This window comes from Actinoplanes sp. NPDC049265 (genome assembly GCF_043197135.1).
GTDB lineage: Bacteria > Actinomycetota > Actinomycetes > Mycobacteriales > Micromonosporaceae > Actinoplanes.
Map to the genome: position 1 here is coordinate 38339 of NZ_JBICSP010000019.1, position 21406 is coordinate 59744.

Genomic DNA, 21406 nt, shown 5'->3' on the forward strand with positions numbered 1-21406 from the left:
AGGGAGGCCCTTTCGACGATGGGGTGATCGACGGGACTTGAACCCGCGACCCCCGGGACCACAACCCGGTGCTCTACCAGCTGAGCTACGACCACCATCGCGGCACGCGAGACCGAATCCCGCGGCGCCGGACAATCATAGCCACACCCCACCGGTCCTCGTCGACCGGGTTTGGGCGTGGCGGCGTGACCTACAACTCGGCAGCGATGGCCTTCGCTTGCTCGACGTCCGGGCCGGGCTGCGGGACGAACACCGTGCGGCGGTAATACTCCAGCTCGCGGATGCTTTCCCGGATGTCGGCGAGGGCGCGGTGGGCGAGCCCCTTGGGCGGCTGGCCGAAGTACACGCGCGGGTACCAGCGGCGGCACAGCTCCTTGATCGAGGACACGTCGATCATGCGGTAGTGCAGGTAGTTGTCGAGCGTCGGCATGTCCCGGGCGAGGAAGCCGCGGTCAGTCGCGATCGAGTTGCCGCACAGTGGGGCGGTGCGCGGGTTGGGCACGTGCTCCTTGACGTACGCCAGCACCGCCTCCTCGGCCTCGGCCATGGTGACCACCGACCGGCGTACCTCCTCGGTCAGCCCCGATTTGGCGTGCATGTCGCGCACCACCTCGGGCATCGCGTCGAGCGCGGCGTCGTCGGCATGGATGACCAGGTCGACGCCGTCGCCGAGCACGTTGAGCTCAGGGTCGGTAATCAGCGCCGCGACCTCGATCAGTTTGTCCTTGCCGAGATCGAGGCCGGTCATCTCACAGTCGATCCACACCAGAAGATCCGCCACGACGCCCAGCCTAGTCCTCGCTGGTCCCCGCGTGCGGCACTACTTCTTTTGTCCGTTTCGGGGAGGGACTTCCTAGATGTGCGTCGGCCGGATAAAGTGGTGCTTAACGGACGAAGTCCCCCTTCGGTTACTCCGTTTCCCCCGGTAAAGGGCCCTCCGCGTCGGCAGCGCGGGGGGCCCTTTCAAGATCATTTGGGTACGCCCGACGCCCTCACCAACCGCAACACCGCGCCGGCGTGGGCCTCCGCGGCCCAGCCGCCCCCGCCGGGCCGCGACGCGACTTTCGCGTGCGGCGGTTGTCCGATCCCCGGGCTGCCGTTCGTGGAACGGGTCAGACGCATCCCGCCCACGAGGAGAACATCATGACCGCCACGTACACCTTCGACGTCTTTTCCAGCCTCGACGGCTTCGGCGCGCACACCGGCGACTGGGGCGGCTACTGGGGCAAGCAGGGCCCCGAACTGCTCGCCCGCCGCCTGACCCAGTACGACCGCCCCCAACACATGATCTTCGGCGCCACCACTTTCCGCGACTTCGCCGACATGTTCGCCGCCCTCGGAGAAGCCGCCATGGACCCCTGGGCGCCCCGCATGTGGTCCCACCCCGCCACGGTCCTCTCGAACACCCTGACCACCACCCGCAACCGCCCCCACACCACCATCGCCACCGGCGACGCCGTAGAGGTCATCACCCGCCTCAAGAACGAGTCCGACGTCCCGCTGCGCTCCCACGGCAGCCTGGCGCTGAACCGCACCCTGCTGGCCGCCGGCCTGGTCGACCGGATCCAGCTGACCGTCTTCCCGGTGATCACCGGCCAGACCGGTGCGGCCCCCATCTTCCAGAACGCGGCCGACTTCGACCTGGAGCTGATCGAGGCCCACACCCTCGACGGGCACACCCAGGAACTTGTCTACCGCCCCACTCGGCACTCCTGACCCAATTGGCCACCGACACCATCCGGACCTGTCCGGGCTGATCCAGGCGTGCACGAGGAGCAGCACACCTTCGCTATCGACGGGCTGCGTTGGCAGGCCGGGCTTCAACCGCGGAGACGCCTGTGGACAGCGGCGCGAAAGTGTCACACCCAGGGCCTACATTTGCGCCCACCCAGTGCCGGGGTGGGGGAGGCGGCGGTGCGGCCCGCGCGAGAGACGCGTTCACGGCCTGGTGCCTCGCTCTGGTCGCGGGGCGCCACGTCGCCCCGGTGTTGCGTTTGAGGGACCCGTCGTGCGTACCCATCAGACTTGGCAGTGTGGCTATGACTTTCGTCAGGGTCACCGCCTGACCATCGACAGTTTCCGGCCCTGACGCCCATCCCTAGCGTCTTTCCCATGCGAATACTGCTGCTGCTTCTGCTGGCGCTTGTCACCGTTCCGGTCAACACTTCACCGGGCACGGCCTATGTGGTCACGCGCGGGGATGCGGTGGTCCGGGTCGAGGGCGTCGGCCGGGATGGGAACGGGGCGCTGGTCACGCCGGATACGCCGATGCGGGTGGCGTCGATCAGCAAGTCGTTCACCGCGGCGGCCGTGCTGACGCTGGTCGACGAGGGCCGGGTCGCACTCGATCAACCGGTCGCGGGCTATCTGCCGGAGTTCCGGATGGCCGACGCGCGCGCCGGCGCGATCACCGTGCGGCAGTTGCTCAACCAGACGTCGGGGCTGGCCGACAGCACCGTCGACATTCCGGCGACGCAGCGGGCGGGGGATCTTCGGGGCTATGTCGCGGCGCTCCGGCGGGGGCGGCTGGCGGCCGATCCGGGCACCCGCTGGGCATACTGCAATGTCAACTACGACCTGGCGGCCCGGCTGGTCGAGGTCGTGGACGGGCGGCCGTTCGCGGAAGCGATGCGCGAGCGGGTGTTCCGGCCGCTGGGCATGAGTGACAGCAGTGTCGGCGGGGCGACGGCGGACGGGTACAACTCCATCTTCGGCGTGTGGGTGGCGCGGGCCGAGCTGCCGGGCTTCCGGGGTGGGGCCGGTGGGGTCGTGACCACCGCGGCTGACATGGGGCGGTGGCTGATCAGCCAGACGGGGCATGGGCCGCAGATCGTGTCGGCGGGGAGTTTGCGCGTCATGCACACGCCGGGTGCGGCGGCCGGCGACTACGGCATGGGCTGGGGTGTTGAACACGCCAAGGGGCGGGCGCTGCTGGTGCACTCCGGGAATCTGTTCACGTACACGGCCGTGGAGGCGATTGACCCGGCGACCGGTGAGGGCTGGGCGGTCATGACCAACAGCGCGGCGCTCAACGATCCGACGTACGACCAGCTGCTGGCGCTTGTCGACGGCGGGGCCTACCAGCCGCTCGACCGCCGGCGGCAGGTGATCGAGGGGGTTCTGGGGGCGGTGGCGCTGATCGCGATCGGGCTCGGGCTGCTCGGCGTGCGCAGGGCGCGACGTTGGCGCGGGAGGCTGTGGCGGCTGCTTCCGGCACTGATCCCGGTCGCCGTCTTCGCCGCCTACCCACAATGGGTGTCCGTCCTGACAAACCACCGCACCGTCACGTGGCCGCAGCTGGTCTACTTCGCCGCGCCGCTGACCATCACCCTCGGCGTGGCCGCGCTGGCCGGTCTGGCCACTGTGGTGGCCCGGCTGTGGGCGCGCCGATCGGTAGGGTCGGCCAGGTGAGGAGCCAGGTGAGGAGCCAGGGGAGGAGCCGGGGGAGGAGCGGGTGAGAGGCGGGGCAGGAACAGCGGAGTTGCGGGGGAGGCGCGGGGTGAGGAACGGTGCGCTGCTGCTCGGGGTGTGCGGCGCGGCGGTGGCGAACGCCTGGAACCTTGACTTCGTCCCGGTCTGGCGTCAGGTGCTCTTCGTGGTGCTGATCGTGGCCGCCTACCTGCACGGCCGTCACCTGCCGGTCCGACGTGGGTGGGCGCTGATCGGGCTGGCCGCGGTGCCGCCGCTGGTCGCCGCGCCCTGGTCGCTGCCGGTTACCGTCGGCGTGCTGCCCGCGCTCGGCCTGTTCGTCACGCTGCCCTGGCTGGCCGGGCGGTTTCAGCTGCAGCAGGCCGACCGGCTGGCCAGCCTGGAGCGCGAGCAGGAGTTCGTACGCCTCCGCGAACGCGCCCGCATCGCCGCCGACATGCACGACTCCCTCGGCCACGACCTGGCCCTGATGGCCCTGCGGGCCGGTGCCCTGGAGCTCGCCCCGGAGATGACCGACGCCAACCGGCACGCCGCCACCGAGCTCCGCGAGTCGGCCGTGGCCGCCACCGACCGCCTCCGCAACACGCTGGACCTGCTCCGCGAGCCCGGCGCGGCGCCGCTGCCGCCGTCGCTGTCGGAGTTGCTCGACCGGGCCCGCTCGGCCGGCCTCACCGTCCATCACACCGGCCCGGACTCCACCGATCCGACCGTCCACCGTGTCGTCCAGGAGTCCCTGACCAACGCATCCCGGCACGCCCCGGGCGCCGAGGTCGAGCTGACCGTCACCCGAAGCCCGACCCACACCACGCTGCGGATCCAAAACCCTTCGCCGGGTACGCGCGGAGCATCGTCTCTGGGCGTCGACCCGGCCGGTAGGCGCGGAGCATCGTCTCGGGGCGCCGACCCGGCCGGTACGCGCGGAGCATCGTCTCGGGGCACCGACCCGGCCGGTACGCGCGGAGCATCGTCTCGGGGCACCGACCCGGCCGGTACGCCCGGAGCACTGTCCCAGGGCACCGGCCTGGCCGGGCTCCACGAGCGCGTAACCCTCCTGGGCGGCACCTTCACCACCACCCACGCCGACGGGACCTTCACCGTGACAGCGGAGATCCCGGCGTGATCCGCGTGGTCCTGGCTGACGACGAGCCGATGATCCGGGTGGGTGTCCGGACCATCCTGACCACCGACCCGGCCATCGAGGTGGTGGCCGAGGCCGCCGACGGGCGCGAGGCGGTCGAGGCCGTCCGCCGCCACCGCCCGGACCTGGCCCTGCTCGACATCCGCATGCCCCGCTTCGACGGCCTGGCCGCCGCCGGCGAGCTGGCGACAATGGCCCCGGATGTCCGAACGATCATGCTGACGACCTTCGACGAGGACGAGTACGTGGCCCGGGCACTGGCCGTGGGCGCCAGCGGCTTCCTGCTCAAGGCGGCCGACCCGAGGGAGCTGATCCTGGGCGTCCGCTCGGTCGCCGAGGGCGCCGCGTTCCTGTCGCCGCGCATCGCCCGCAAGGTGATCAGCCGCCTGGGCGACGGCCTGACCCGGGCCGGTCAGGCCCGTACCCGCATCGCCGGCCTGACCACCCGCGAACGTGACGTTCTGGCCCTGGTCGGCCGGGGTCTGTCCAATCAGGAGATAGCACGGCAGCTGCGCGTCACCGAGGGCACGGTCAAGACCCACGTGAGTGCCATCCTTCAGCGCCTGACCCTCAACAACCGGGTGCAGGCGGCCATCCTGGCCTACGAGGCCGGTCTGGTCACGAATTTCGGATGAATTGAACCCAGACATCCCTGGCGCGTCTTAGGTGCGGTACCGACCGACCTAGCAGAGACAGGGAACGACATGTCACTCAAGCGCGTGGGGCTCAGCGCCGCACTGGTCGCCGCGGCGATCACCGGCACGGTTGCCGCCACGGGATCGGCCGCACTGGCAACCCCGCCCGGCCCCGGCGTCAAGGGCGTCATCATCTGGCAGAAGACGGTGGGCGACACCGACTTCATCCTGCGCGACATCACCATCCCGGCCGGCCAGGCGACCGGCTGGCACTACCACCAGGGCACGCTCTACGCCCAGGTGAAGAACGGCACCCTGAGCCACTTCGACAGCACCTGCGCCTCCGACGGCACCTACCGCAAGGGCCAGTTCCTCTCCGAGCCGAGCGGAGCCGGCAACGTCCACATCGGGCGCAACCTGGGCGCCACCGACGTCGTCCTCGAGGTCCTCTACGTCAACCCGGCCGGCGCCCCGCTCTCCACCGACGCCCCCAACCCGGGCTGCGACTTCGAGTAGGAACGCCCTTGAGGAGCCGGCCGCCCTTGAGGAGCCGGCCGGCCGGACCGCAAACACCGGCGCGCGGCCGACCTTCAAAGATCCGTCGAAGGACGCGCCTCTGGTGCCGGCCGCGCTCCTCGTCGAGCCTGACCAGCGTCGTGTCGCCGAGGTCGTGGGACTGGATGAAACATCGGCGATGGTCAGCCGACCGTGTCGAGTCCGCTCTCCCCGCAGACGTCGGTCATGTCGGCGGCCACCGCGCTGACATCGGCGACCGTGTCCGGTTCGTCGTCGGTGCCGACCGCCGCGGTCGCCGTCGCGTAGGCCTTGGCCAGGCGCTCGGCGGCGTCCGAGATGGGGGTGTCGGCGGTGGCCGAGGCGGCGACGATCGCGTCCACGACGCCGGGGTTCATCAGGGTTCCGTCGTTGATGGCTGACGCGAGGGCCCCGCAGGCGACGGTTCCGGGGACGTCCTCGGAGGCCGAGGGGTCGGCGGACGGTGCCGACGCGGGCGGGGAGAAAGCCGGACCGGACGCCGGCGGGGAGAAAGCGGAACCGCCCGGGCCGGCGCCGGTCTCGCCGCCGGATGAGGAACATCCGGCGAGGAGGACCAGCGCGGCCACGGGCGGCAGGAAGCAGGAGAATCGGCGCAGCACACCGGGCATTATGCCCGATTAGTCACGGTTGGGCGGTGAACGTCAGAGAGCGCTGCCCTTCTTGTAGTCGCTCCAGCTCATGCTCCAGTCGGTCCAGCCGTTGCCCTGCTTGATCTTGCGCGAGGTGCCCTTGACGGTGATCGGGTCACCCATCCGGGTCCGCGAGAACAGCCACTCGCCCATCTTCATCGACACGTTCACGCAGCCGTGCGAGACGTTCACGTGACCCTGGACACCCTCCGACCACGGTGCCGCGTGGATGAACTCGCCACCCCAGGTCAGCCGCTGCGCGTAGTCGATCTCGGTGCGGTAGCCCTGGCCCTCCGGCAGCTCGTCCATGGTGTCGAAGACGGTGTGCCGCTTCTTCTCCATCACGATCATCGTGCCGCTGGAGGACGGGGTCGACTTCTTGCCCAGGCTGACCGGGATCGTCTTGACCAGCTTGCCGTTCTCGCGTACCTGCATCTGCTTGCTCTTGTCGTCGACGGTCATGACGAACGCCCGGCCGATCTTGAGGTTGACGCTGAGGTTGGAGCGGCCGAACCAACCCTCACCCATCGGTACGCCCTGCAGGTTGGCCTTGTACGACACCTTGGTGCCGGGCTTCCAGAACTCCTTGGTGCGGTAGTGCACCTCGGTGGCGCTGACCCAGTGCCAGGTGCCTTCCTGCTCCGGCGACGTGGTCACCGGCATCCGGCGCTCGACCTCGGCGCGGTATTTCTGAGGCACCGAGCGGCCGAACCGCATGATCAGCGGCATCCCCACGCCGACCTGCGACTTGTCGCCGAGGAAGCTGGAGATGCGGACCAGCTTCGACGGCTTCTTCATCACCGTGAAGGTGCTCTCCGTCGTGGTGGTCTTGCCCTGCTGCTCGGGGGCGCTGACCGTCACCGTGTATTTGCTGCCCCAGGTCAAACCCCGGGCCGGCGTCCAGGTGCCCTTGTCGGTGTCGGTCTTGCCGTCGACGTCCTTGCCATCGGCGTCCTTCACCGAGACCTTGGTGTTGGCCATGTCCTCGCTGGTGAACTTCACCGCCTCGAGGGCCTTGACGCCGGTCGCGCCGGACTCGGGCGAGCTGACGTTCACGATGCTGGGCAGGGGAGCGGGCGACGGCGGGGTGTCACCGCCGCCGTTCTGGCCCTGGGCGGTGCCGGGCTTGGCCCCGCCGCCCTCCCACGAAGGCGACTTGTCGCCGCTACAACCGGCGCCGAGCAAGACGGCACCCGTGGCCACGACGGCCATCGCGTACCGCAGGCCGTTAAGCCGAACCGCTCTCGTCACCCTCGTTCTCCTCACCAGAACTTGATCAGGCAACCATCTTCCGTCATGAATGCCGGAGTGCCCAATCCCGCTTTCGTTCCACCACGCCGAGTGACTCGGCGATCACTCAACCCAGGCTCGCCGGGACCGGCAGCGCGCTGCCCTTGGCGAATTCCTTCCAGCTCACGTTCCACGCCGTCCAGCCGTCGCCGTAGCTCAGCTTGTCCTCGGTGCCGGTGACCGTGATCGGGTCGCCGATCAGCGTCTTGTCGAACAGCCACCGGGCGTTCGACGGCGCCACGTTGACACAGCCGTGCGACACGTTGCGCCGGCCCTGGTCACCGACCGACCACGGGGCCGAGTGGACGTACTGCCCCGACCAGGTGACACGCTGGGCGAAGTCGATGTCGGTGCGGTAGCCCGACGCGCCGTCGGTGTCCGTGGTGTCGAAGACCGTGGTGGACTTCTTGTCCATGATCACCATCTTGCCGCTGACCGACGGCTTCGACTTGCGGCCCAGGCTGACCGGAATCGTCTTGACCGTCTTGCCGTCCTGCAGCACGGTCATCTTCTTGGTCTTGTTGTCGACCTTCATCTCGAAGTCGCGCCCGATCGCGGCCTTGGCCGAACGGTCCCGGTCGCCGTAGCGGCCACCGCCGGTCGGCAGGCCGCCGACGGCGATGCGCACGGTCAGCTTGGTGCCGCTCTTCCAGTGTTCCGGCGCACGGTAGTAGGCCTGGGTGCCGCTCGAGGTCCACGACCAGGTGCCCGGCTGCGGCGGGTCGGCCTTCACAAACATCCGCTTCTGTACGGCGGCCCGATCCTTTTTCTTGATCCCCGGGTTGAACTCGGCCACCACCGGCATGGCCACGCCGTACGTGCGGTCGTCGAACATATAGAGCCCCGTGCCGGTGCTCCGGCCCGCCTTGGCCATCGTGGTGAACTTCGTGGTGACAGTCTTTTCCGTGCCGGCCGTGTCGGCGGCGACGACCGTGGCCGCGTACACCTGCTTGTTCTTGAGGGTCTTGGCCGGCACCCAGCTGGAGCCGTCCTCCCGCAGCTCGCCCGCCACCGACCCGCCCTTGCCGTCCTTGAGCGTGACGCTTTTCACGGTGCCGCCGGTAACCTTGAGGCCGATCTCGGCACTGACCGGCACATCCTTCTTGCCAGTGGCGGGCGTCACGTCGATCTGCACGTCACTCGGGGCGACCGGCTGCTGTTGAGCGACCTCGGAGGGACCGGCCGACGCGGCGGGCGCGCTCCCGTTCCCCGCGGACGACTGCTTGTCGTCGTCGCCACACGCCGCGAGTCCTAGCGGGCCGATGACCGCCACCGCTAAGACCGCCACCAGTCGCCTGCTGACCATGCCGGATCCCCGTTCTCGTGTTGTCGCGCGCACATCCTGCCTTACAAACGCAAGTTGCGGTGTCAACCTCTCGGTTCATATGACGCGTGCCGTACCCCCTGGCGTTGCCCGGTTGGAGGTCCGGTTTTGACCCGTGCTAAAGTTTTCTCCGTTGCCGAGAGCAAGCGCCGCTAGCTCAATTGGCAGAGCAGCGGACTCTTAATCCGCGGGTTGTAGGTTCAAGTCCTACGCGGCGTACGAGATTGTTCAGGCCGTATAGCCAGATGGCTATACGGCCTGAATCTTTGTGGGACGTCGGTGGGACGTGCGTGGGCGGCCCCGCCTCAAAGCCCCTATGGCGAGCGGAATGCCTCTTCAAGGGCCGTTCTGCGAAGTTGATCAAGGCTGGACCAGCGGATTTCACCGAGGGGCCGTTTTGCGGTGCCGGTGGCCGGGGTTGCGGGCCGCTGCGGCCGGTACGAGCCGAGCGGTGGCCTCGGCCGCGTGGGCGAGGAGATCGGTCAGGGCGCTGCGTCCTGCAGAGCGGCGTACCCGTGCTGTCGTTGTTCACCACGAGTATCGACTGGCTCAACGCGGCCCAGCGCCGGTGTCGGACATCTCCTACGACATCGGCACCCCGCAGGACGACAACCTCCAGGCCTGGTCCGGTACGCCGCGGCCGCGTACCGGCAGAAGCAGGCGGCGCAGAAGAGCGCGGCCGACAAGGCCGCCGAGAACGCCGCGGTGATCTGCAAGTGGCTGTACGACGTGGGCAAGCGCAACGTCGACTACGCGACCGAGATCGTCAAGCTGCTCGTCGACATCGGCCTCAAGCTGGTCAAGGTGGGCGCGGACGCCCTCGCGGTCAAGGCCATCCAGTTCGCGCTCGACGGCCTGGCCGACGCGGTCAAGCAGAGCCTGCAGGCGGCGATCGTCCAGCTGGTCGAGCTGGGCAAACAGTTCACCGCCACGCTCGGCGACGCCCGTGATCTGCTGGCCCGGCGCAACGACCACGGCGCGTTCGAGGACGGCCGATGGCCGCAAGCTGTCTACAACTGACCGGCGCCTATCGCAGCGCGGACACGACCTGGGCCGGCCAGCACACCGGCGTCCGGCGTCACCTGGCGCAGCAACTCGTCAGCGGCCCGGTCCAGGTCGGTGCTGGTGGTGTCCCGGGTGCGGACCACCACCGTCACCACGGCGTTGTCGGCCAGAATGGTCCGGGTCAACGAGCCCGTCCCCGCGTAGGCGGCGGCGAAGCCGGGCTGCTGGTCGGCGACGGCCACATGGGCCGAGGGGTCGGCGTCGTCCTTGCCGGCCTCGGCGCGCAGCTCGTCGTAGAAGTGGCGGGCGTTGCCGGCACCGTCCCCGGCCGGGGCGAACCCGTTGGGGAAGACCGACACGCTCACGCTGACCGACGGCCGGGCATCCGGGCGGGCCCACTGGCAGTCGACGGTCGTCACCCCGGGGATAGCCGGCTCCGGCGAGGTCGCCGGGTCGGGTCGGCCGACGCCGTCGGCGCCGTAGCGCTGTGCCGGTGCTCCGGTCAGTCGCGGACATCCGTCGCCCAGGGTGCTGTATCGAGCCGGCGACGACTCGGTCGATGCCGACGGTGCCGGAGCTGGAGACGGGGACCCACTTTCACACCCGGTCATGAGTAACAGCACACCAACGATCACGGTGCCACGTCCCCAACAGCGAGCTCTCACACATGCTTACGCTAGAGGACCTCGCCGAGTACCTGTGGGTGGCGCGTCGATGTGGGCTTCCATCTGTCGCCGCGCCACCGACCGGCAGGGCACCCCGGATCGCCAACGCCGTCGGCTTGTCGTAATGGACGACACGGGCCCTATCGGCGGCTGATCAGCTTGCCTCGGCTTGTTCGTCGCTGTCGAGTCCGATGGTTTCGGCGAGTTCGTTGGCGGTCATGCGTTGGTCGGCTGCGGCGCGTCCCCATTGGTCGAATCTGATGCCTTCGGCTTCGAGGACGAGTTTGGGGTCGTCGTGGCGTTGGGGGTCGGGCCAGCGGAAATCAGGTGAGATCGTGCCGTTGAGCTTGAGCACGCGGTGCGCGTTGGGGACTTGTACCGCGCCCAGGCGGGCGCCGACGGCCACCTGGTGTGAGCCGACAACCTCGGCAACGTCGGAGTAGCTGGTCCATCTGCCGGCCGGGATGCTCGCGAGGATCTGATTCATCATCGGCCAGCGCGGGGTCGGCGGTGTGGTTCCGACACTTTCGTCGGGCCCCGGCCAGATTTTCGTGATGCGCTCGGCGAGGGCGCGGCCGCGGGCATGGATTTCCGGGCGGCCCCAGCGTTCGGCGCGGGCGAGTTCCCGGTTCATGGCGAGCCCGCTGTCGGCGAGGATCTGTTTCTTGGCGGTGAAGCCGTCGTTGGACAGTTTGGAGTTGTAGGCGGTCAGGCTCAGGTTGCCGAGTGTGTGGACGAGTGAGCTGTGCAGTTCCTCGACGGTCTCGTCGTCGCGTAGGTCGGCACGGAGCATGTCGTTCCACTCGTCGGTGGGTGACTGGGGGAGGACGTGTTCGATGGTGACCTTGGCCTTGTCGAAGTTGAGGGGTTCGCCGTGGCGGTGATCTTCCTCGATGCAGCGCAGGATGTAGGCGCGTTGGGGGCCGCGGCCGAACCAGTAGAAGCTGTTGGTCAGGACGGCATCGCGTATGTGTTGGTCGGTGGGGAAGCGTTTCCGGGGTCCGGACAGTGACCGGATGATGGCCTTGGCCGTTGGGGTCTGGTCACCGAGGTCCTTGACCAGCGACATCATGAGGCGGTTGTTGTTGGAGCTGGAGATGCCGGCGAGGGTGCGCCGGACGAGATAGCTTTCGACGACGCGTAGGGCTGCTGCGGCCTCTCCGGCGGTGAGTTGGCCGGCGTGGTGAGCGAGCAGGACGTGCAGAGCAATGGGGTGGACCACGGCGACGCCCCAGCGGTCGAGCCGATCCAGCGCCTGTCGAAGCTTGGAGTCGGTTTCGCGCTGAGGGTCGAGGATCTTGCGGAACAGTCGCGCCTTGTGATGCAGGGCGATGATCCACTGCTCGATCGCGGCCTCGTCCGGTAGTTGCTTCAGCCGTTCCTGCTGGGCTTGGTAGATCGCCTCCTGGGTGGCTCTGTCGTCTCCACGGAGCACGAGGTCCAGCCACACGAGCTGCTCGAGCTGTTTGTCGGTCAGCAGTTCCTGCAACGGGAGCCATTGCCGTTCGTATACGTCGTCGCCCCGACTCGGCAACCGCATGAACAGGTAGTTGCGCAGCAGGTCGGCCTGAGTCAGCGGCTGACCGGTGTAGTTGAGGGACTCGAAGATGCGGTGCACGTTGTCGTCGGCGTGCGCGGCGATCTCGACGATGCTCAGCTGCCCGGCGATGGCCTGCTCGATGCGGACGATGTCGTGTTCGTCGTCCGGGTCGTCGGCCTGCAGCAGCGCGGCGCGGAAGTAGCAGCGTTCTTTGAGTGTCATCGGCTGGGCGCAGCAGGTCAAAGTGACATTGTCATGTTGTCGCCAGGGCAAGGCGCCGACATCCCCCGAACGGGGAGTAACTCGTAGAAGTCCGACGATCCCGCCAAGCTGTCCGCCCACGCCCTAGTGGCGGCGGCAACAGTCCCCCGGTCCCGGAAAGGTGACGAATCCGAGGGATGTTGACTGCGGCAACTGCAGATTGCTGAGGAACGTACTCATGCCGGGCAGCTGGCCCTGGACCTGGACAACGTCGGCGTGGGTGCGGCGGGGCGTCGGCGGTGGTCGAGGGCACGGCCTCGCTGTGTCGCACTGCCCACGCGGACCGATCGGCGCGCCGGGATCAATGCATCGGGACCGCAGTGCACTGCGCGTCGACTCGCTCGATCAGCAGGTCGTCCGCCGTCGGGAAGTGCCGGTGCAGGGCGGCGACGGCCTGCTGGTGTGCCAGCCGGTTGTACGGCTTCTCCTCCATCTGCGCCACCGTGCGCCCGACCGCGGCGGCGAACCCAGCCGGCCAGCGGACCCGGTGGACCGCCCGGACGGTCCTCGTGTCGAGGTCGACCAGCATGATCCGCACGCCCCGACCGGCGTCCACGCCGGGCGTGCCCTCCTCGGCGGCAGCCAGGTGCGGGTGGTATGGAACCTGCGCCCAGGGCAGCACCGGGCCGAGGCGGTAGAGAAGTATTCCGGTATCCGTTCCGTCGACCCACGCGAACTGGGTCGGCGCCGCGTTCACCGCCTGCACTTCCAGTTCGTGCGGGCGCCTGAGCGCGATGAGGAGTTCCACCGGGGCGCCCATGACCATGGTCAGAAGCGGGCCCTCCACGAGCTTTGTGTCGGTATCCAGCCGACTGCCCGTCTCGATGGCCGTTTGCACACGCTCAGAATATTGGCGAGGCGACGGGAATACTGCTGATTGGAAGTTATAGACGAACTGCGCGGCCCATGGTCTGGGTGACCAGGTAGGCAACGGATCATCGCAGGTGAACGGGTACCGGGCGATGAGGCGCCGTCTCGGCAAATAAGGGGTGAGGATGCCCCTATATGCCTTCGCAGGGATGCTACGACGAGGCGGTGTCGACATCCGTGCTGGTGAGCTGAGCGCGGGACCGGGTGGGTGGACAAGGGCATCGGTCAGCGCACAGGAGACTGTGAGGGTGAAACTGCAGCAAGCACGGACAGTCGGGCGGTGCTCGACCTCATCGACAACGCCGGCAAACCTTCCGGCCGCGGCCCCGAACACGCGCGGCTCACCTCCGGGGAGGACACCGTGGTGCACTGACCCGCGCCGGAGCGTGGCGCGGGACCGAAGGACGGCGACCATCCGGCCTATGAAGATCCGGGGCGGGCCTGGGTGCCCGTCCCGGATCTCGTCCGTGCCGGCGCGCTTACCGTTGCAGCGCGAGCTCCTCGTTGTCGGCGAGCGACCGTTGACCGTCCGGCAGTTCCACCGGTCGGGACAGCCGGCTCGGCCACCAGATCCGCCGGCCGATCAGCAGGGTGAGGGCGGGCACCAGGACCGACCGGACCAGCAGGGCGTCGAGCAGCACGCCGAAGGCGACCAGGAACCCGACCTCGATCAGCATGACCAGCGGAAGTGAGGCGAGGACGGCGAACGTTGCCGCCAGGACCAGGCCGGCCGAGGTGATGACGCCACCGGTGGCGGAGAGGGCTTTGAGCATGCCGCGCCTGGTGCCGAGGCGTACGGTCTCCTCGCGGGCCCGGCTGGTCAGGAAGATGTTGTAGTCGACGCCGAGCGCCACCAGGAACATGAAGGCCAGCAGGGGCACCGAATAGTCGATTCCCTTGAACCCGAGGATCGTCTCGAAGACGAACACGCTGCCGCCGAAGGCCGCGGCGAACGAGACGATCACGGTCACCATCAGGACCAGCGGGGCCACGATCGCCCGCAGCAGCAGCCCGAGGACGAGCAGGACGACGGCGAGCACCAGCGGGATCACCAGCTTCTGGTCGCGGCTGGTGGTGACCTCGGTGTCGAGGTTCTCCGCGCTCGGCCCGCCGACTATCGCCTCGGCCCCGGTCACCGCGTGCACGGCGGTGCGTACCCGTTTGATGGTGTCGTACTCGGCGGGGGTGTCCGGTGCATCGTTCGGGTACACGGAGATGTCGGCCCAGCCGCCGAGGGTCTCGCCCGGTTCGGCCTGTGCCACGCCGGGAGTGCGCTTCGCGATCTCGAGAATCTGCTTCTGGTACGCCGGCCGCGTGTAGATCGTCATCGGCTGGCCGCCGAGCTCCGGGAAATGCTGGCGCAGCACGGTGAAGCCGGTGACCGACTCCGGCGGGGACAGGAACTGGTCCTGCTCCCGCAGGGCGCCGGTGTTGCCCGCCAGCCCGGCGATGAGTACGCCGAGGATGCCGAGCGAGCCGAGCGTCGCCACCCAGCGCCGGCGGCTGATGGCGGTGCCGAGCCGTCCCCACAGCCCCGGCTTCACCTGCACGGCCGCGTTGAACCGGGGGATGGCGGGCCAGAAGATCCGCCGGCCGAGCAGCACGAGCACCGCCGGGAACAGCGTCAGCATGGCCACCAGCGCGCACAGGATGCCGGCCGCACCGACCGGGCCCAGCCCGCTGATGCTGTTGAGATCCGCGACGAGCAGGCAGAGCAGGCCGGCGATTACGGTGGCCGCGGACGCGACGATGGCCGGCGCCGCGCCGCGCAACGCGTGGATCATCGCGACCCGGACGTTCTCGTGCTGGTGCAGGGTTTCCCGATATCGGGCGATGAGCAACAGCGCGTAGTCGGTGCCGACGCCGAACACCAGGATCGTCAGCAGCGCCGAGTTCTGGTTGTCGACCACGATGCCGAAGCCCTTGACCAGTAGGTAGACCGTCGCCATCGAGGTCAACGCGGCCACACCCACCGCCATCAGTGGGATGAACCACAACACCGGGCTGCGGTAGGTGAGAATGAGCAGGATCGTCACGACGATGACCGTGGTGAGGAAGACCTGCAAGTCGATGCCGTCGAAGACGGCATCCAGGTCGCCGTCGACCGCGGCCGGGCCGGTCACGTCGAGGTCCAGGCCGGCGGGGCGGTCCTTCGCGGCCTCACGCAGCGGGCCGACGAGTTCCTCCGGCGGGCCGTAGGTGGTGCTCACGTCGAGGGTGAACATCATCGCCTTGCCGTCGGTGGACGGCCTGATCGGGGGGCCGTCGTCATCCTCCTCGCCGGACGTCGCCGTCTTCGGCGGGTACCGCTTGGCCAAGGTGTTGTAGTGGCGCTCGACCGTGGCGCGGTCGGCGTAGGTCAAGCCCCCGGCGCGGCGGTACACGAAGACGAACGTGTTGTCTTCCGCGCCGGGGAGACTGTCCTCCAACACCGCGACCTTGGTGGACTCGGCATTGGCGGGCAGGGCGTCCACAGCTTTGTCGGTGGTGACCGAGCTCAACTTTCCGCTCAACGGCACCATGACCGCCGCCAGGACCAGCCATAGGCCGATCACCAACCACGGCACCCACCGGCCGGCCAGCCGACCGGGCGGCGCTTCCTTGGTCGGCGCTACGTTGATTGCCATCTATTCCTCCTGCGCGGGCGTTACATCGCTTGTCCGAGGCCGACTTCGTACCGAGCGAATCTGAGACGATCATTAATGTGGTGCTCAGGCCGGTTGTCCGAGCCAGGTGCCCGGCGCACGCACCAGCACAGTGACTTCAAGACCGCACTCGGTGAGTACGTCTTGGGCGACACAGCCGTTGGGCCGGATGAGCAAGGCGTCGAAGTAGACCGGGTCAGTGCGGGCAGTGACGGTGTTGACCCGTGCGGTCCACGCGGCCGCGCCGCCGCGTGGTCGACGAGGCTCAGCAGGAGCGCACGCCCCTTCCGCAGCAGGTCCGCCGACCGGGTCCCCGCAGTCATGACGTCCGGGTCGGACCGCATCAGGGCGATCTGGTCCCGAGTGGTCAGCAGCAGACGCGCCGCGACTGTGTGCCGTTGGCGTCCGGGCGCAGCCGGGCACTCGCCTCCACATAGGCCGGAGCGAGAACGCAACGGCCCGGACCCGCGCGGTCAGGCAGGCGTAGAAGTCCACCACGCTCACGCGTGCGCCGGGTCCCTCGCTCGGACAACCGGCCTGAGCACCACATTAACGTTCGTCTCAGATTCACTCGGTACGAAGTCGGCGTCAGATAAGTGAGGTAGCCCGTCGGCAGGAGGCTAGTCATGGCAGTGGATGCAGCGCCGTCAGGGAAAGCGCCGCCCGGGCGATTAAGGCTCGGGGCGTCCACCATGGCTCTGGCGACGGCGTACCGGGTCGCCGCCTGTGGGTCGCGCCCCCACAGCAATGCGGGGCCCGCCGCGGCCGGCCCGCACAGCATGCACGCGGGCGAGCAGCTCCTCGACCCCGGGCCGGACGCGAAGACCCCTGGTCCGGGTCAGCAGTGCTTCGGTGGGACCGGCGCCGAGGCCTCAGTGGGGGATACGGCTCGCGTGGAGATCTGGGCGACGAAGGCTCGATCTGAAGCATCTCGCAGACGGATGCCATACGGATACCACACCACACGAACACCTGAAGAGAGATTGACATGAAGCCCTTGGGACGCCGCAGCTTCCTGACCGCCGCCACGGCACTCGGCATCGGCGCCGGCATCTCCACGCATGCCATTGCCTCGGCAGCGAGCGACGACGAGACTCCGGACCAGGCTCCGGCCCAGAACGCGGACAAGACGGCGGAAATTTACCAGCGAGACCGGGACCTGCCGTTCATCGGCACGGAGGAGACATTTTCGACTCCCGCGTTGCTGAAGCTGAACTCCATCAATGAGGATCACATTGCGTACCTCAAGGAAATTGGCCTTGCGGATCTAGGCCAACGCCGCATCGGCGATATGGACGCGGGGGGACTCAACGTTCAAATCCTCTCTGCTCATACACCGTCCGTGCAAAATGTCCCTGGGAAAAAGGGAATCGACCTTGCCTATCAACTCAACCGGCAACTTGTAGAGGGGCCGATCGCCAAGTATCCGGGCCGCTTCAAGGCTTTCGCCACCTTGCCCCTGCAGAGCCCGGAGGCGGCGGCGGACGAACTGGAACGCTCGGTTCGAGAAGATGGCTTCTTGGGCGCACTGACCAATGGACATATCACGAAGAAGTATCTCGATCATCCCGGCTTCGAGCCTGTGCTGGCACGTGCCGTTGCTCTCGATGTGCCGATCTACCTGCATCCCGGCTATCCGGCGGACGAGATCTTCGACATCTACTACAGCACCACGCGGACTCAATACACGAAGGACTTGCAGCCCTACATTTTCAGTGGGTCTGGATATGGCTGGCACCAAGAGGTGCTGATCCAATGCATTCGGATGATCACGTACGGGGTCTTCGACAGATTCCCCAAACTGAAAATCATCATCGGCCACATGGGTGAAGGTCTTCCCTTCTATTACAAGCGGATCATCGAAGACATGGGCGAGCCGACCAAAAACTCGCTCAAGAAGCCTATCGAGCAATACTTCCAGGACAACTTCTGGATCACAACCAGCGCATTCCCCCAGACTGAACTGCTCGATCTCCTGCTGAAGTTCGTAAGCGTGGATCGAGTGATGTTCGCAACCGATTACCCGTTCGCGGACATAAAGGCGCAGACCGACTGGTTCCGTGGAGTCGATCTGCCCCGCGAAGACAAGGAAAAGATTGCTTTCCGAAATGCAGAGAAACTGTTCAAAATGAAGGTGCCCGTGAAGTGACGCGCCGGCGTGGGCGGCAGTAGCGATTCTGCTGAGATCCCAGCGCGCCAGCCCGCCTGGTCATCGACAGTGCGGTTCGTGAGGGGGTCTGCTGCAGGGCCCCGCAGTAGACCCTCGCCGCCACGACAAACGACCACGTCATCGCCTGGTCACGCCTGGACGCCGTTAGCGGCGAGCGCAGCATTGACTGATATCACGTTATGTAACTAATGAGGAGCAACATGCGAGTCATGATCATCGGGGCGGGGATCGGTGGGCTGACGCTCGCCCAGGCCCTGCACCACGGCGGTATCGAGGTGTCCGTCCACGACCGTGACCCCCAGGTGGAGGCTACCGGCGGTTACCGGCTGCATCTCGACGATCGAGCCTGTGAAGTCCTGCGTCGCCACCTCAGCCCGCAGCACTACCATGCCCTGTTGGCCAGCTCGGTCTCCCGTGCGACGCTTCGCCGCTACACCTGGACTGACCACCACCTGCGCCCGTTGGTCACCCGCCCCTCCGATCAGGGCACCGACACTCTCATGATCGGACGAGTGCCGCTGCGAACCCTGCTGACCCACGGCCTGGACGATCGGGTGCGGTTCGGGGCCGAATATGTTTCTCACGAGGTTCTGTCCGACGGCCGGATCACCGCCCACTTCGCTGACGGCAGTACCGACACCGCAGATGTTCTCGTCGGTGCCGACGGTACCCGCTCCCGGGTAGCGGCCTCGCTCGCCGGCCGGGACCTGGCCAATCCCATCGGGTTCGGGGGCATCGCCGCCCGCACTCCGCTCACCGCCCATACCCGCGCCCTGCTGCCCAATATCGTCAACGATGGGCCGGTGCTCGCCTTGGGCCTCAAGGGAGCGTCGGTGTTCATGCAGCTCCACGACCCGACTGGCGGCCCGGCAATCGATCCGGCCTCCTGCACCACCGTCCCGGCCATCACGGAGGCCCCGTCCCTGGTGTGGGGAATCAGCGCCACCGAGACCGTGCTGCCCCCCGCCACCGTGCAGGCGATGACCGGGCCGGAGCTGGTCGAGTTCGCGCTGTCGACTGTTCGTGGCTGGCCTCCGGCCGTGCTCGAGCTCATCGCCGCCACCGACCCCGGCTCCGCAGCCGGGTTCCGGTTCTACGCCGCCGACCCCGACGCGGACCTGACGCCGTGGCCGGCCGGACCGGTCACCGCACTCGGCGACGCCGTGCACGCTATGCCCCCCACCGGCGGACGCGCCGCCGCCACCGCGATCATCGACGCGGACCACCTCGCCCGCGAGCTGTTCGCCGCTCGCGACGGACACAGCACCGTCGCCCTGGCAACCCACCGTTTCCATCGCGAGATGGCCGGCTATGCGCCCGCCGCGATCCGCTTTTCCATGCTGCCGTTGCGTTGGCTGTCGCGTGTCGACCGTCTCGACCGGCCCGGTCTTCGCGGTCTCGCCGAACTCGGCCTCAGCGCCGCCTCCGCGGTCCGCCACTTTAACTCCAGCCTGAACGGGCGCGCCGCTGCGTGAGCGCCGTACGTCCCGGACATCGTTGCCCACCTGTCGGCGTGGTGCGCCGCCACGGGAACTCCTTCGGACCGGTCACCCCCGGCGGCAAACTGGCCCTCATTCCCTGACGACGCCCCGACACCTGTGACAGGCCCGCGCGGTTGATGACATTCGTCGCTGTTGCAATCGCGCGGGCATCGGCGGGCTCCTGAACGTCTCAGCGACGCCATCTCCCGTATGACCCCGGACATCCGCGCCGCACGCCCCGGTCGGTGGGCGTGCGCGCGTCGGCGTCCGCCCTCGAGCAAGCCGTCGAAGGGTCCCCATGAAGACCTCGGAGAACGATCCCGCTCCCGACTCAGCACCGTCTCTCTTTGAACACGGTATGAGCGCTCCCGCGGCACCGGAAGCGCAACCGCTGACCAGTCACCCGAACCGGGTCCTGGCCGTTCTGCTCGCTGCCTGCGTCAGCTTCGCGCTGTCGCAGATTCTTGTGCTTCCCGCACTGCCGGCCCTGGCGCGAAACTACAACGCGAGCCCCACAACCACGTCGTGGATCCTCACCGGTTTCCTTCTGTCCGCCTCCATCGCGACGCCCGTCGTCGGCAAGCTGGGCGAGCGGTACGGCAAAGCCCGGGTGCTCACCGCCGTACTGCTGACGTTTTGCGTTGGCGCGGTCATCAACGCCCTGGCACCCAGCGCGGGAGTCCTGATTGCCGGTCGGGTCCTCCAGGGAGTGGCCGGTGGCGTGTTCCCGCTGGCTTTCGGAGTGGTCCGCGACTCCTTCCCACGACCGAAAGTGCCAGGAGCGATCAGCCTCATCAGTGCCATCTTCGGCGTCGGGTCCGGCATCGCGCTGCCGCTGTCCGGAGTGATCGTCGACCACCTCGACGTTTCCTGGCTTTTCTGGCTCGGTCTGGTGGCGCTGCCGGTCGCTGTCGCCGCCCACCGCTGGGTACCGCCGTCCCCACGCGGCGATGGCGGCAGCATCGACTGGGCCGGGGCGCTTCTGCTGGCCGCGGTCCTGGCATCGCTGCTGCTCGGGGTGACACAAGCACCGTCCTTGGGATGGGGTTCACCGGCCAACGTGGCCCTGCTGGGCGGCGGATCAGTGCTGCTGCTGCTCTGGATCCGACTGGAATCGCGCATCGCCAGGCCGTTGATCCAACTCGATGTCCTTGCTCAGCGCACCGTCGCGATGACGAACTTGACCGCCTTTCTCATTGGTCTGGCGATTTTCGCCGGATTTCTGCTCCTGCCCCAACTCGCTCAGGCCCCAGCCGGTGACGGTCCTGGACTGGGTACGACCGCGACGGTCGCGGGCCTGCTGCTGCTGCCGAGCGCCATCGGCCAACTTCTGGTCGGCACCTTCGCCGGTCGGCTCGGCGTTGCGCTGGGCTTTCGCAGCACCTTAGTACTGGGGGCCGCCCTCACCAGCGGGTCGTTCGCACAGCTCTCCGTAATTCACTCTTCACCCTGGCATCTAATGCTGGGCGGCTTCACCATGGGAGTCGGGGCGTCATTCGCCTTCGGCTCGATGGCCAACCTCATCGTCCAGTCCGTACAGGGCAGCGAAGTCGGGGTTGCAACTGGCATCAACACCGTAGTCCGTACGGTCGGAGGTGTGTTCGGCTCTGCCATCGCCGCCACGGTTTTAGCAGCCCATACCGGATCGACCAGTACCCCGTCGGGCGACGGCTACACCGCCGGGTTCGTCGTCGCGACCGCCGCGGCGGTATCCGCGATCCTGTCAGCTCTCTTGGTGCCGACACGACACGGTCGTTGAGGCAGGTGGG

At 67.9% G+C, this 21406-nt stretch carries 17 protein-coding genes and 2 tRNA genes; 10 read left to right on the forward strand and 9 right to left on the reverse strand.

The features are described 5' to 3' along the window. Window positions 1-19: 19 nt before the first annotated feature. Together ACGFIO_RS34430 and orn are read right to left on the reverse strand one after the other, a co-directional pair. Window positions 20-95, reverse strand: a tRNA-His gene (locus ACGFIO_RS34430). 95 nt (window positions 96-190) lie between these two features. Then, entirely contained in the window at window positions 191-781 is a 591-nt protein-coding gene (orn, locus tag ACGFIO_RS34435; protein WP_392832967.1) for an oligoribonuclease, read from the reverse strand. Between the two features lie 362 nt (window positions 782-1143). On the opposite strand from orn, the gene ACGFIO_RS34440 reads away from it, so the two are divergent. The 5 genes from ACGFIO_RS34440 (at window position 1144) to ACGFIO_RS34460 (ending at window position 5718) form a co-directional block, all read left to right on the forward strand. Further along, complete coding sequence (locus tag ACGFIO_RS34440) at window positions 1144-1716, forward strand: dihydrofolate reductase family protein (RefSeq protein WP_392832970.1); 573 nt, start codon at window positions 1144-1146, stop codon at window positions 1714-1716. A 396-nt stretch (window positions 1717-2112) separates the two neighbouring features. Beyond that, the gene (locus ACGFIO_RS34445; RefSeq protein WP_392832973.1) at window positions 2113-3411 is read left to right on the forward strand and encodes a serine hydrolase domain-containing protein; all 1299 of its coding nucleotides are present in this window, start codon (window positions 2113-2115) and stop codon (window positions 3409-3411) included. An 88-nt stretch (window positions 3412-3499) separates the two neighbouring features. Next, the gene (locus ACGFIO_RS34450; RefSeq protein ID WP_392832975.1) at window positions 3500-4549 is read left to right on the forward strand and encodes a sensor histidine kinase; all 1050 of its coding nucleotides are present in this window, start codon (window positions 3500-3502) and stop codon (window positions 4547-4549) included. Continuing rightward, window positions 4546-5202: a response regulator gene (locus ACGFIO_RS34455; RefSeq protein ID WP_392832977.1), complete on the forward strand. Its 657-nt coding sequence runs from the start codon at window positions 4546-4548 to the stop codon at window positions 5200-5202. Before ACGFIO_RS34450 ends, ACGFIO_RS34455 begins: the two co-directional genes overlap by 4 nt. A gap of 69 nt (window positions 5203-5271) precedes the next feature. Next, window positions 5272-5718 carry a cupin domain-containing protein gene (locus ACGFIO_RS34460; RefSeq protein WP_392832979.1) on the forward strand — a complete coding sequence of 149 codons (447 nt, stop codon included), beginning with the start codon at window positions 5272-5274 and terminating at the stop codon, window positions 5716-5718. 182 nt (window positions 5719-5900) lie between these two features. Here ACGFIO_RS34460 and ACGFIO_RS34465 read toward each other — a convergent pair whose 3' ends face one another. The 3 genes from ACGFIO_RS34465 to ACGFIO_RS34475 form a co-directional block, all read right to left on the reverse strand. Continuing rightward, window positions 5901-6356, reverse strand: a complete 456-nt coding sequence (locus ACGFIO_RS34465) for a hypothetical protein (protein WP_392832981.1) — start codon at window positions 6354-6356, stop codon at window positions 5901-5903. Window positions 6357-6398: 42 nt separating this feature from the next. Continuing rightward, window positions 6399-7637, reverse strand: a complete 1239-nt coding sequence (locus ACGFIO_RS34470) for an Ig-like domain-containing protein (protein WP_392832983.1) — start codon at window positions 7635-7637, stop codon at window positions 6399-6401. Between the two features lie 106 nt (window positions 7638-7743). Continuing rightward, window positions 7744-8982, reverse strand: a complete 1239-nt coding sequence (locus ACGFIO_RS34475) for an Ig-like domain-containing protein (protein WP_392832986.1) — start codon at window positions 8980-8982, stop codon at window positions 7744-7746. Window positions 8983-9146: 164 nt separating this feature from the next. On the opposite strand from ACGFIO_RS34475, the gene ACGFIO_RS34480 reads away from it, so the two are divergent. Next, window positions 9147-9219, forward strand: a tRNA-Lys gene (locus tag ACGFIO_RS34480). Window positions 9220-9705: 486 nt separating this feature from the next. Beyond that, entirely contained in the window at window positions 9706-10020 is a 315-nt protein-coding gene (locus ACGFIO_RS34485; RefSeq protein ID WP_392832988.1) for a hypothetical protein, read from the forward strand. On the opposite strand, the gene ACGFIO_RS34490 is transcribed toward ACGFIO_RS34485, so the two are convergent. The 4 genes from ACGFIO_RS34490 to ACGFIO_RS34505 form a co-directional block, all read right to left on the reverse strand. Further along, a complete protein-coding gene (locus ACGFIO_RS34490) occupies window positions 10011-10424 on the reverse strand; it encodes a hypothetical protein (RefSeq protein WP_392832991.1) in 414 nt (137 codons plus the stop codon). The genes ACGFIO_RS34485 and ACGFIO_RS34490 overlap by 10 nt on opposite strands. A gap of 400 nt (window positions 10425-10824) precedes the next feature. Continuing rightward, a complete protein-coding gene (locus ACGFIO_RS34495; RefSeq protein WP_392832993.1) occupies window positions 10825-12432 on the reverse strand; it encodes a DUF1524 domain-containing protein in 1608 nt (535 codons plus the stop codon). 340 nt (window positions 12433-12772) lie between these two features. After that, window positions 12773-13258 (reverse strand): hypothetical protein, encoded by a 486-nt coding sequence (locus tag ACGFIO_RS34500; RefSeq protein WP_392832995.1) that lies wholly within the window; start codon window positions 13256-13258, stop codon window positions 12773-12775. Window positions 13259-13820: 562 nt separating this feature from the next. After that, window positions 13821-15968, reverse strand: coding sequence for an MMPL family transporter (locus ACGFIO_RS34505; RefSeq protein ID WP_392832997.1), 2148 nt, complete (start codon window positions 15966-15968; stop codon window positions 13821-13823). A 1006-nt stretch (window positions 15969-16974) separates the two neighbouring features. On the opposite strand from ACGFIO_RS34505, the gene ACGFIO_RS34510 reads away from it, so the two are divergent. The 3 genes from ACGFIO_RS34510 to ACGFIO_RS34520 all read left to right on the forward strand — a co-directional run bounded on the left by ACGFIO_RS34510 (window position 16975) and on the right by ACGFIO_RS34520 (window position 21396). Beyond that, window positions 16975-18135, forward strand: a complete 1161-nt coding sequence (locus ACGFIO_RS34510) for an amidohydrolase family protein (protein WP_392833000.1) — start codon at window positions 16975-16977, stop codon at window positions 18133-18135. Window positions 18136-18365: 230 nt separating this feature from the next. Next, window positions 18366-19631: an FAD-dependent oxidoreductase gene (locus ACGFIO_RS34515; RefSeq protein ID WP_392833003.1), complete on the forward strand. Its 1266-nt coding sequence runs from the start codon at window positions 18366-18368 to the stop codon at window positions 19629-19631. A 304-nt stretch (window positions 19632-19935) separates the two neighbouring features. Further along, window positions 19936-21396, forward strand: a complete 1461-nt coding sequence (locus ACGFIO_RS34520) for an MFS transporter (protein WP_392833006.1) — start codon at window positions 19936-19938, stop codon at window positions 21394-21396. Window positions 21397-21406: the final 10 nt, after the last annotated feature.

Bases quoted from the DNA above. Each gene is read 5' to 3' on its own strand.
- ACGFIO_RS34440 (WP_392832970.1), top strand. From the start codon at position 1,144: ATGACCGCCACGTACACCTTCGACGTCTTTTCCAGCCTCGACGGCTTC.
- ACGFIO_RS34445 (WP_392832973.1), top strand. From the start codon at position 2,113: ATGCGAATACTGCTGCTGCTTCTGCTGGCGCTTGTCACCGTTCCGGTC.
- ACGFIO_RS34460 (WP_392832979.1), top strand. From the start codon at position 5,272: ATGTCACTCAAGCGCGTGGGGCTCAGCGCCGCACTGGTCGCCGCGGCG.
- ACGFIO_RS34475 (WP_392832986.1), bottom strand. From the start codon at position 8,982: ATGGTCAGCAGGCGACTGGTGGCGGTCTTAGCGGTGGCGGTCATCGGC.
- ACGFIO_RS34495 (WP_392832993.1), bottom strand. From the start codon at position 12,432: ATGACACTCAAAGAACGCTGCTACTTCCGCGCCGCGCTGCTGCAGGCC.
- ACGFIO_RS34505 (WP_392832997.1), bottom strand. From the start codon at position 15,968: ATGGCAATCAACGTAGCGCCGACCAAGGAAGCGCCGCCCGGTCGGCTG.
- ACGFIO_RS34510 (WP_392833000.1), top strand. From the start codon at position 16,975: ATGAAGCCCTTGGGACGCCGCAGCTTCCTGACCGCCGCCACGGCACTC.
- ACGFIO_RS34515 (WP_392833003.1), top strand. From the start codon at position 18,366: ATGATCATCGGGGCGGGGATCGGTGGGCTGACGCTCGCCCAGGCCCTG.
- ACGFIO_RS34520 (WP_392833006.1), top strand. From the start codon at position 19,936: ATGAAGACCTCGGAGAACGATCCCGCTCCCGACTCAGCACCGTCTCTC.